General features: G+C 65.1%; 10 protein-coding genes. 6 read left to right on the forward strand and 4 right to left on the reverse strand.

Going from position 1 to position 10412, the window contains the following annotated elements; genetic code table 11:
* Positions 1-186: 186 nt before the first annotated feature.
* The 4 genes from AC0L2J_RS34075 to AC0L2J_RS34090 all read right to left on the reverse strand — a co-directional run bounded on the left by AC0L2J_RS34075 (position 187) and on the right by AC0L2J_RS34090 (position 4501).
* Positions 187-1260: a malate/lactate/ureidoglycolate dehydrogenase gene (locus tag AC0L2J_RS34075; protein ID WP_473395894.1), complete on the reverse strand. Its 1074-nt coding sequence runs from the start codon at positions 1258-1260 to the stop codon at positions 187-189.
* Positions 1261-1376: 116 nt separating this feature from the next.
* Positions 1377-2288: an NAD(P)-dependent oxidoreductase gene (locus AC0L2J_RS34080; RefSeq protein ID WP_473395895.1), complete on the reverse strand. Its 912-nt coding sequence runs from the start codon at positions 2286-2288 to the stop codon at positions 1377-1379.
* Positions 2289-2300: 12 nt separating this feature from the next.
* Entirely contained in the window at positions 2301-3551 is a 1251-nt protein-coding gene (locus tag AC0L2J_RS34085; protein WP_473395896.1) for an allantoate amidohydrolase, read from the reverse strand.
* A gap of 32 nt (positions 3552-3583) precedes the next feature.
* Entirely contained in the window at positions 3584-4501 is a 918-nt protein-coding gene (locus tag AC0L2J_RS34090; RefSeq protein ID WP_007607955.1) for a LysR family transcriptional regulator, read from the reverse strand.
* Positions 4502-4621: 120 nt separating this feature from the next.
* Between AC0L2J_RS34090 and AC0L2J_RS34095 the strand changes: the two genes are divergently transcribed.
* The 6 genes from AC0L2J_RS34095 to AC0L2J_RS34120 all read left to right on the forward strand — a co-directional run bounded on the left by AC0L2J_RS34095 (position 4622) and on the right by AC0L2J_RS34120 (position 10202).
* Complete coding sequence (locus tag AC0L2J_RS34095; RefSeq protein ID WP_007607957.1) at positions 4622-5437, forward strand: putative hydro-lyase; 816 nt, start codon at positions 4622-4624, stop codon at positions 5435-5437.
* Between the two features lie 90 nt (positions 5438-5527).
* A complete protein-coding gene (locus AC0L2J_RS34100) occupies positions 5528-6772 on the forward strand; it encodes an ABC transporter substrate-binding protein (protein ID WP_007607959.1) in 1245 nt (414 codons plus the stop codon).
* A gap of 152 nt (positions 6773-6924) precedes the next feature.
* On the forward strand, positions 6925-7803 hold the full coding sequence (locus AC0L2J_RS34105) for a branched-chain amino acid ABC transporter permease (RefSeq protein ID WP_007607960.1): 879 nt from the start codon (positions 6925-6927) through the stop codon (positions 7801-7803).
* Positions 7803-8786 (forward strand): branched-chain amino acid ABC transporter permease, encoded by a 984-nt coding sequence (locus tag AC0L2J_RS34110; RefSeq protein WP_007607961.1) that lies wholly within the window; start codon positions 7803-7805, stop codon positions 8784-8786. The genes AC0L2J_RS34105 and AC0L2J_RS34110 overlap by 1 nt, the downstream gene beginning before the upstream one ends.
* Positions 8783-9514 (forward strand): ABC transporter ATP-binding protein, encoded by a 732-nt coding sequence (locus AC0L2J_RS34115; RefSeq protein WP_007593737.1) that lies wholly within the window; start codon positions 8783-8785, stop codon positions 9512-9514. Before AC0L2J_RS34110 ends, AC0L2J_RS34115 begins: the two co-directional genes overlap by 4 nt.
* Entirely contained in the window at positions 9498-10202 is a 705-nt protein-coding gene (locus AC0L2J_RS34120; protein ID WP_473395897.1) for an ABC transporter ATP-binding protein, read from the forward strand. Before AC0L2J_RS34115 ends, AC0L2J_RS34120 begins: the two co-directional genes overlap by 17 nt.
* Positions 10203-10412 lie beyond the last annotated feature (210 nt).

A 10412-nucleotide genomic window follows, 5' to 3' on the forward strand; every position in this document is an offset into this window, starting at 1 on the left:
CGCCGTTGCAGCAGGATGGAGCCTTAGAGATATGTGCATGCCCTAGGGCGAAGGCCGGGACCCATTACCCCAGGGAGGAGTTGCGGTACTCGCGGGTAACCGCGAGTCTTCGCCAAACCACTTCCTGTGGTTATGGGTCCCGGATCTGCGCTGCGCTTGTCCGGGACGACACCGGTTTATAATGGCTCAGCCCGCGATCTTCTCGATCGCCGCCTGATCCAGTCCGAACTTCTTCCCGGCCTCCAAGATCTCCTGCCAGGTGGTCGGATCAACCGGAATACCCTCAGCCAGGCGCTTCTGCTTCGTCTCGCGCTCGGGCTCGCCGGCGATCTTTACCTTGTCGACGCCGGCAGCGGGCGGTGAGCCGGTGTGCCAGGCGACGAAGCTCTCGACTTCGCGCGCGAGATTGTCACCGGTGCCGAGCTTGCCGGGGTCGATGACGATCGAGAGCATGCCGTTGAGGACGTTGTACTTGCCATCGGAGGGGCCCTTGACCACCTGTCCGCCGGAGAGCGCGCCGCCGAGGATTTCGCACACCAGCGCGAGCCCCGAACCCTTGTGCTCGCCGAACGGCAGGATGGCGCCGTGCGGCGGGATCACGGTGTAGCGCGGGTTGGTGGTCGGCTTGCCCTCGTTGTCGATGATGGTGCCGGGCTCGAGCTCGACGCCCTTGTTGTGGGCGACGCGGGTCTTGCCCTGCGCGATCCTGCTGGTGGCGAAGTCGAGCACGATCGGGTCCTTGCCCGCGCGCGGGATGCCGACGCAGAACGGGTTGGTGCCGTGGCGCCCATCGCTGCCGCCCCAGGGAGCCACGATCGGACGCGAGATCACATTGACGAAGTGGATCGAGACCAGCCCGTGATCGATGCACTGCTCGGCCCAGTGGCCGATGCGGCCGATGTGGTGTGAGTTCGAAAGGCCGACGAGGCACACGCCGTTGCGCTTGGCGCGCTCGGCTGCCAGCTCCATCGCTTCATGGCCGATCACTTGGCCGTACCCGGTGAGCCCGTCGAGGGTGAGAAGCGGACCGGTGTCGAGCACGATCTTGACGTGCTGGTTCACGGCGAGGCCGCCCGTGGTGACGCTCTGGACATAGCGTGGGATCATGCCGACGCCGTGCGAGTCGTGTCCCTTGAGGTTGGCCTCGACCAGATTAGTGGACACGAGCTCGGCCTCGCGGTCCGTGGAGCCGCCGGCCTTGACGATGGCACTGATGGCTTCGATGAGCGGCTCTGCCTTGATGGTGCGATAGTCGGCCATTGTTGGTGCTCTTATCCCTTCCCAAGATTGCGGTGCGTAGGGTGGGTTAGGCGAAGCCGTAACCCACCTGTCTTCGCGGACGTCGAGAGTGGTGGGTTAGGCTTCGTTAACCCACCCTACGTTTTCACGATCCGGCGGCAGTGCTCCCACGCCGCGCCAATCAGGTTCTCGCTCGCCTCCGGGGTCCGGAACGCCGAATGCGCCGACAACGTGACGTTCGGCAGTTTTGTCAGCGGATGATCGCCGGGCAATGGCTCGATGTTGAAGACGTCGAGGCCGGCATGGCGGATGTGGCCCGACTTCAGCGCATCGATCATGGCGGCCTCGTCGACGACGGCGGCGCGGGCGGTGTTGATGAGGATGACGCCTGGCTTCATCTTCGCGATCATCTCGCGGGTGATCATGCCGCGTGTCTCGTCGTTGAGCAGCAGATGCAGCGATACGACGTCTGCTCTCGCCAAAACCGTGTCGAGATCGGCGAATTCCACGCCCGGATAGGTCTTCGGCGAGCGGTTCCAGGCGATCACCTTCATGCCGCTGCCCGAGGCAATGCGCGCGACCTCCGCGGCAATACCGCCGAAGCCGATCAGGCCGAGCGTCTTGCCGGTGAGCTGCATGCCGTCTTCGCGGAGCCAGTTTCCGCCGCGCATCTCGCGGTCCATCATCGCGATGACGCGGGCCGAAGCCCACATCAGCGCGATCGCGCATTCCGCGACCGCCGTGTCGCCATAGCCCTTGATCAGGTGCACGGAGATGCCGAGCTCGGCGAGCTCCTCCGGATTCATGTAGCTGCGCGCGCCGGTGCCGAGGAACACGACGTGCTTCAACCCTGCGCAGTTCTTTGCGACATCGGTCGGTAGCGCGGTGTGGTCGACGATCGCGATCTCGGCGCCGTCGAGGATTTCAGGATATTGTTCGGGCTTGATGTCGGGATCCCTGTGGATCCGAACCTTGGGATCGCCCGGTTGCTCCAGCCGCTCCATGATCACGGCGAGAGCCTCATTGGCGTCGACGAAAACTCCGCGCATGGTTCTCTCCGGTCAGGATGCGACGCCGGCGATCGCCAGCACCGTGTGCATGAGGACGTTAGTGCCCGCGGCGCAATCGGGCTGCGTGGCGTCTTCCAGCTCGTTATGGCTGATGCCGTCCTTGCAGGGCACGAACACCATTGCGGCCGGCATGATTGTGTTGAGGTTGCAGGCGTCGTGGCCGGCGCCGGAGGTGATGCGGCGAGAGGGGTAGCCGAGCGTCTTCGCCGCGTTCTCGACTGCGGCAATCAATTTGGGATCGAAATGCGTCGGCGGCTTGCGCCAGACCAGGTCGATCTTCACCTCGACCTTGCGGCGTGCGGCGATCTCGGCGATCGCGCTGCGAAGATCGCGATCGAGAGCATCCATGATCGCGCCATCGGCGCTGCGGCAATCCATCGTGAAGGCGATCTCGCCGGGAATGACATTGCGGGAGGGGTTTGCGATCACGGCCTCGCCGATGGTGCCGACGGCCTTCGGCCCGTGCTTCCTCGCAATGGCCTCCATCGCCAGCACGATCTCGGACAGGGTCGCCAGCGCATCGCGCCGCAGCGGCATCGGCGTCGATCCGGCATGGCTTTCGAAGCCGGAAATCCTGCCGTCGTACCAGAGCACGCCCTGTCCGGAATCGACCACGCCGATGGTCTTGCCTTCGGCTTCCAGGATCGGGCCCTGCTCGATGTGCAACTCGACGAAGCAGCCGAGCTTCTGGAACCCGACCGGCTTGTCGCCGCGATAGCCGATGCCGTCGAGCGCCTGGCCGACGGTGGTGCCGTCGGCGTCCTTGCGCGACAGGATGTCGTCGGTGGTGAAGTCGCCGACATAGGCGGCGGAGGCCATCATCGCGGGAGCGAAGCGCGAGCCCTCTTCGTTGGTCCAGTTGACGACGCAGATCGGCGCCTCGGTCTCGATCCCGGCGTCGTTCAGCGTGCGGATCACTTCGAGCGCACCAAGCGTTCCCAGAATGCCGTCATACTTGCCGCCGGTGGGTTGCGTGTCCAAATGCGAGCCGATGCCGACCGGCGGCTTCGACATGTCGCGGCCCTTGCGCAGGCCGAACTGCGAGCCGAGCGCATCGGTGTGCACTTCCAAGCCGGCGTCCTCGCAGGCCTTGCGGAACCAGTCGCGCACCAGCTTGTCCTCTGCGCTCAGCGTCAGCCGCCGCACGCCGCCCTTGGCCGTCGCGCCGAACTGCGCGGTCTCGTGGATGGAGCCCCAGAGGCGGGCGGAATCGATTTGCAAATTGGTGGCGGCTCGGCTCATGCGGTCAGTCTCTCAATTGTCCGGCGCCTGTTTCAATGACGCGCCGGCGCGGGCGCGTCAACTGCGAGGCTGCTCTGCGCAATCTGACATGCAAGCTCTGCGACCCGCTGCACCGCCACGACGTCGGGCGAGGCGAGCCAGCTCGCGGTGAATGTCAGCGGCGCGATCTTGAGATCGGTGTCGAGCAGTTGCAGCCGCCCGTCTGCAAGCTCGCTCTCGACGATGGCGTCGGGGATCACGGCGATGCCGAGGCCCTCGACCGCCATGTGGATGACGGTCGCAAGCGAGGCGGAGGCGTGCAGCCGGATCGGCGGCAGCTCCGGCCGGTCGAACACTTCGCGCACGACCTCGTAGGGCCGTGTCTTCCGCGGGAAGGTGATGATCGGAAATCGCGCGAGCTCGGCCCGCGTCACCGGTCCATGGCCGAGGCCGAGCGAGGGGCTGGCGAGAAAGCCGATCGGATAGTCGGCAAGGACGCGATTGTGCACCCCGGAGGCCGAGAGCGGGCCGACGACGAAAGCAAGCTCGATCTCCTGCGCGAGCAGGCGCGCGGTGAGGTTCGGCGTGATGTCGACCTCGATCTCCAGCGACAGATTCGGGTAGACTTGGTTCATGCTCTTCACGAGCCGCGGCAGCCAGGTGTGCACGATGGTTTCGGCGACGCCGAGCCGCATCACGCCGCGCATCGCCGAGCGGTCGCCGATCTCGGCGATCATCGCGGCGCGCAGGCCGATCAGCTTCTCCGCATAGACCATCATCTGCCGGCCGCTCGGCGTCGGCGAGGCCACGCGGTGGTCGCGGTTCAACAGCTTCACCCCCAGTTCGCGCTCGAGCTGGGCGATGCGCTGGGAGATCGCCGGCTGGGTCGTGTTGAGGCGTGCTGCGGCGCCGCGAAAGCTGCCGAGCTTCACAACCCAGAGGAATGTCTCGATCGATCTGAAGTCCAGCATTGGAAGGATTTTCCTGATCGATAAATGAAATTTATCGATATTGATTAGAAAGGAAGATTAGACTTTATAGCACGCGTGGTGTTGGCTTGTCTTTGTCGAGTTTATAGGCAGGTCGATCTCATGACTGTTTTGGTGGCAGTGCAGCAAACTGAAACGCCCGACACGCTCCCGAGCCGCAAGGCGCGGCTTGCCTACCGCGAGGGGCTGGTCGCCTCCACCGCCGGCGTCGCCCCCGGCTTCGTCCAGGGCAATCTGGCGATCCTGCCGGCGGAACATGCCGGCGCCTTTCACCGCTTCTGCCAACTCAATCCCAAGCCGTGCCCGATCATCGGCATGTCCGATGTCGGCAGTCCGCACATCCCGGCGCTGGGCGCCGATCTCGACATCCGCACCGACGTGCCGCGCTATCGCGTCTGGCGCGACGGCGATGTCGTGGACGAGCCGACCGACGTCACCAAATACTGGCGCGACGATCTCGTGACCTTCGTGCTTGGCTGCTCGTTCTCGTTTGAAGAGGCGCTGCTCGACGAGGGCATGCCGATCCGCCACATCGAGCATAATGTGCGCGTGCCGATGTATCGCACCAACATCGCCTGCGGCGAGTCCGGTCCCTTCGCCGGTCCCATGGTGGTGTCGATGCGTCCGTTCAAGCCGGCGGATGCGATCCGCGCGGTGCAGATCACCTCGCGCTATCCGGCCGTGCACGGCGCGCCCGTGCATCTCGGCCATCCGCATCTGATCGGCATCAAGGACATCGCCAAGCCCGATTACGGCGATCCGGTGCCAGTCGCCGACGACGAGATCCCGGTGTTCTGGGCCTGCGGCGTGACGCCCCAATCGGTCATCAACGCTGCCAGGCTTCCGTTCGCGATCACGCATTCACCGGGCCTGATGCTGGTGACGGATCTGAAGAACAGGACCATGGCCGTGATTTAGTGGGCAGTGTTTGCCGCTTCTTCGAGCTTTACCGCATCCATCAATCGCTTCATTCGATCAGCCGAAATTCAGTAGCAAGAGGACTTTGCCATGACGATCACTCGCCGCGACGTATTGTTGGGAGCCACCGCTACGGCCGCGCTCGTGCCGCTGGCAGCGCGCGCACAGACTTCGGAAGTCGTGATCGGCGTGATCTATCCGTTCTCCGGCGGCAGCGCGCAGCAGGGCGTCGACGCGCAGAAGGCGTATGAGACCGCGCTCGAGGTCATCAACAAGAACACCGATTTCGACCTGCCGCTGGCGAAGGGCGAGGGCCTGCCGGGTCTCGGCGGGGCAAAAGTGCGCCTCGTCTTCGCCGACCACCAAGCCGATCCGCAGAAGGGCCGCGCCGAGGCCGAGCGCCTGATCACGCAAGAGAAGGTCTGCGCCATCATCGGTACCTATCAGAGCGCGGTGGCCGTCACCGTCAGCCAGATCTGCGAGCGCTATCAGATCCCGTTCGTCTCCGCGGACAACTCCTCGCCCAGCCTGCACCGCCGCGGCCTGAAATATTACTTCCGCGCCGCGCCGCACGACGAAATGTACTCGGCCGCGATGTTCGACTTCTTCGATGCCTTGAAGAAGAAGGGCACCAAGATCGAGACGCTGTCGCTGTTCCACGAGGACACCATCTTCGGCACCGATTCCGGCAACGCCCAGGCCAAGATCGCCGGCGAGCGCGGCTACAAGATCGTCTCCGACATCAAGTATCGCGCCAACTCGCCCTCGCTTTCGGCCGAGGTGCAGCAGCTCAAGAGCGCCAACGCCGACGTGTTGATGCCCTCGAGCTACACCACTGACGGCATCCTGCTGGTGAAGACCATGGGCGAGCTCGGTTACAAGCCGAACGCGATCGTGGCGCAGGACGCCGGCTTCTCCGAGAAGGCGCTCTACGACGCCGTCGGCGATAAGCTCGAAGGCGTGATCTCGCGCGGCACCTTCTCGCTCGACCTCGCGCAGAAGCGCCCGATGGTCGGCAAGATCAACGATATGTTCAAGACGCGGTCGGGCAAGGATTTCAACGATCTCACCTCGCGTCAGTTCATGGGCCTGATCATCCTCGCCGACGCCATCAGCCGCGCCAAGTCGACCGACGGCGAGAAGATCCGCGACGCGCTCGCCGCCACCGACATCCCGGGCGAGCAGACCATCATGCCCTGGAAGCGCGTCAAGTTCGACGAGATGGGCCAGAACAACGACGCCGACCCGGTGCTGCTGCAATATGTCGGCGGCAAGTTCGTCACCATCTTCCCGCCGCAGGCCGCGATCGCTGAAGCGATCTGGCCGATGAAGTAAGACACGGCGAGCGGGAGCACAGATCGTAGCTCCCGCCCTCATCCTGAGGAGCGGGCGCAGCCCGCGTCTCGAAGGACGAGGGCTGGGCCATCCTTCGAGACGCGCGCGGTGCGCGCTCCTCAGGATGAGGACGTAGTTCGGGGGACAGACTTTTGACAGCCCAAACCATTATCCAAAGTCTCGCGAGCGGTCTCCTCATGGGCCTGCTCTACGGACTGATCGCCGTCGGCCTCGCGCTGATCTTCGGCCTGATGGACGTCACGAACTTCGCCCATGGCGAGTTCCTGATGCTCGCGATGTACCTGTCCTTTTTTCTGTTCGCCTTCTTCGCGATCGATCCCCTGCTATCGGCGCCATTGGTCGCCGCGGCCATGTTCGTTTTCGGAGCGGTGGTCTATCTGCTCGTTGTCCGCTTTGCCATGCGGGCCAAGGCCAATGCCGGCATGGTGCAGATCTTCACCACCTTCGGCCTCGCCATCCTCATGCGCGGCCTCGCGCAGTTCTTCTTCACGCCGGACTATCGCAGCATTCCGCAGTCCTGGTTCGGTGGCAAAACCATCTCGATCGCCGGCATCTTCCTGCCGGCGCCGCAACTCATCGGCGCGCTGGTCTCGATCCTGGCCTTCGCCGGGCTCTATTTGTTCATCCATCGCACCGATTTCGGTCGCGCGCTGGAGGCCACCCGTGAAGATCCCGGCGCGGTGGCGCTCGTCGGCATCGACAAGAATCGCGTGTTCGCGCTCGGCTGGGGGCTTGGTGCCGCGCTGGTCGGCCTCGCCGGAGCGATCATGGCAAGCTTCTTCTATATCTATCCCGACGTCGGTGCGTCCTTTGCGCTGATCGCCTACGTCACGGTCGCGCTCGGCGGCTTCGGCAGCGTGTTCGGCGCTTTCGCCGGCGGGATCATCGTCGGCCTGGTCGAGGCCACCACCGCGCTGGTGCTGCCGCCGTCGCTGAAATCGGTCGGCATCTACGCCGTCTACCTGCTGGTCGTCTTCATCCGGCCGCGCGGCCTGTTCGGATCGATGTGATGGACAAGGATTTTGCCGCGCGGCGCCGCCGCGACCTCATCATCGCAGCGGTGCTGACCGCCCTGGCGGCGCTCGCTCCGCTGTTCATCAAGGACGTCTACGTCCAGAACATCCTGATCCTGACCTTGATGTATGCGGCGCTGTCGCAGAGCTGGAACATTCTCTCCGGCTATTGCGGGCAGATCTCGCTCGGACATGCGCTCTATTTCGGCATCGGCGCCTACACCACCGAGCTCCTGTTCACCAAGTTCGGCGTGCTGCCATGGTTCGGCATGCTCGCCGGCGGCGCAGTCGCGGCCGCGATCGCGATGGGGCTCGGCTATCCCTTCTTCCGCCTGCGCGGCCACTACTTCGTGATCGCGACCATCGTCATCGCCGAGATCGGGCTGCTGTTGTTCCAGAACTGGGAATGGGCGGGGGCCGCGATGGGAATCACCATTCCGGTGCGCGGCGACAGTTGGCTGAAGTTCCAGTTCATGCGCAGCAAGCTGCCGTACTTCTATTTCGCACTGGTGCTATGCAGCCTCGCCTGGTTCGTCACCTGGTGGCTGGAAGACTCCAAATGGGGCTTCTGGTGGCGCGCGGTGAAGGACAATCCGGAAGCGGCCGAGAGCCTCGGCGTCGTCGTGTTCAACTCCAAGATGGGCGCGGCTGCCGTCTCCGCTTTCCTCGTTGCCATCGGCGGCGCCTTCTACGCGCAGTTTCTCGCCTATATCGATCCTGAAAGCGTCATGGGCTTCCAGTTCTCGCTGCTGATGGCGTTGCCGGCGGTGCTTGGCGGCATCGGCACCCTCTGGGGGCCCGTGTTAGGGGCGGTCATCCTGATCCCGATGACGGAGCTGACGCGCTCCTATATCGGCGGCTCCGGCCGCGGCGTCGACCTCATCGTCTACGGCACGCTGATCGTGTTGATTTCGCTCGCCCTGCCGCAGGGTCTGGTGAGTCTGTTCTCTCGTGCGAAGCGGAAGGGAGCCACGCGATGACCCCGCTGCTTGAAACCCGCGGCGTCTGGCAGCGGTTCGGCGGCCTCGTCGCCAACAGCGACGTCTCGATCTCGGTCGGCCGCGGCGAGATCGTCGGCCTGATCGGCCCGAATGGTGCCGGCAAGTCGACGCTGTTCAATCTCATCGCCGGCGTGCTGCCGCCGACGCAAGGCTCGATCTGGTTCGACGGCGAGGATGTCACCAGCATGCCGGCCGCCGAGCGCTGCCAGCGCGGCGTTGGCCGCACCTTCCAGGTCGTCAAGAGCTTCGAGACCATGACTGTTATCGACAACGTCATCGTCGGTGCGCTCGTGCGCAACACCGTGATGCGCGAGGCACGCCGCAAGGCGCATGAGGTGCTCGAATTTACCGGCCTTGCCGCGCGCGCCAACGTGCTCGCGAGCGACCTCGTGCCGGCCGAAAAACGCCGCCTCGAAGTCGCGCGCGCGCTTGCGACAGAACCGAAACTGCTGCTGCTCGACGAAGTCCTCACCGGCCTGACGCCGACCGAGGCGCAGACCGGTGTGGCGCTGGTGCGCAAGGTGCGTGACGCCGGCATCACCGTGCTGATGGTCGAGCACGTCATGGAGATCGTGATGCCGCTGGTCGACCGGGCCATCGTGCTCGACCTCGGCAAGGTGCTGGTCGAGGGCAAGCCCACTGAAATCGTCCGCGATCCCAAGGTGATCAGCGCATATCTGGGAGATCGTCATGCTGTCGGTGCGTGAAGTCACGACCGCCTATCAGGGCCTGGTCGCGATCTCCGCGGTCAGCATCGAGGTCGCCAAGGGCGAGATCGTCTGCGTCGCCGGCGCCAACGGCGCGGGCAAGTCGACGCTGCTCAAATCCATCGCCGGTGCCGAGCGCCCGCGTTCGGGCACGGTGACGTTCGACGGCAAGCGCCTCGACGGCATGGCGCAGCATCACATCACCGCGACCGGCATCGCCTATGTGCCGGAGAACCGCCGCCTGTTTCCGCGCCTCTCCGTGCGCGACAATCTGCGCCTCGGAAGCTATCTCTATCGCGGCGAGGCCGACCGCGAGAGTCCGCTCGATCTCGTGTTCCAGCTGTTTCCGCGTCTCTCGGAACGGCTCGAACAGCGCGCCGAGACGCTATCCGGCGGCGAGCAGCAGATGCTCGCCATTGGCCGCGCGCTGATGACGCGCCCGCGGCTGTTGATGCTGGACGAACCCTCGCAGGGCATCATGCCGAAGCTGGTCGACGAGATCTTCCAGGCCGTGAAGCGCATCCGCGATGCCGGCATGACCGTGCTGATCGTCGAGCAGCGCATGGCGGAGTGCCTGGAGATCGCCGACCGCGCCTACATCCTGCAAACCGGCCGCGTGCTGATGCAGGGCGCAGCAAACGAGATCAAGGGCAATCCGGACGTGCGCAAGGCGTATCTCGGGCTGTAGCATCGCCGCGAGCACAGTCGTCATCCTGAGGTGCGCGCTCTTGCGCGCCTCGAAGGATGAGCAGCAAGCGCCTGTAGCCCATCCTTCGAGGCTCCCGGGGGGGGGGGGGGGGGGGGGGGGGGGGGGGGGGGCGCCGCGGGGGGGGGGGGGGGGGGGGGGGGGGGGGGGGGGGGGGGGGGGGGGGGGGGGGGGGGGGGGGGGGGGGGGGGG

The sequence above is a fragment of the Bradyrhizobium sp. MV1.5 genome, from assembly GCF_055807615.1.

Bases quoted from the DNA above. Each gene is read 5' to 3' on its own strand.
- AC0L2J_RS34075 (WP_473395894.1), bottom strand. From the start codon at position 1,260: ATGGCCGACTATCGCACCATCAAGGCAGAGCCGCTCATCGAAGCCATC.
- AC0L2J_RS34080 (WP_473395895.1), bottom strand. From the start codon at position 2,288: ATGCGCGGAGTTTTCGTCGACGCCAATGAGGCTCTCGCCGTGATCATG.
- AC0L2J_RS34085 (WP_473395896.1), bottom strand. From the start codon at position 3,551: ATGAGCCGAGCCGCCACCAATTTGCAAATCGATTCCGCCCGCCTCTGG.
- AC0L2J_RS34090 (WP_007607955.1), bottom strand. From the start codon at position 4,501: ATGCTGGACTTCAGATCGATCGAGACATTCCTCTGGGTTGTGAAGCTC.
- AC0L2J_RS34095 (WP_007607957.1), top strand. From the start codon at position 4,622: ATGACTGTTTTGGTGGCAGTGCAGCAAACTGAAACGCCCGACACGCTC.
- AC0L2J_RS34100 (WP_007607959.1), top strand. From the start codon at position 5,528: ATGACGATCACTCGCCGCGACGTATTGTTGGGAGCCACCGCTACGGCC.
- AC0L2J_RS34110 (WP_007607961.1), top strand. From the start codon at position 7,803: ATGGACAAGGATTTTGCCGCGCGGCGCCGCCGCGACCTCATCATCGCA.
- AC0L2J_RS34115 (WP_007593737.1), top strand. From the start codon at position 8,783: ATGACCCCGCTGCTTGAAACCCGCGGCGTCTGGCAGCGGTTCGGCGGC.
- AC0L2J_RS34120 (WP_473395897.1), top strand. From the start codon at position 9,498: ATGCTGTCGGTGCGTGAAGTCACGACCGCCTATCAGGGCCTGGTCGCG.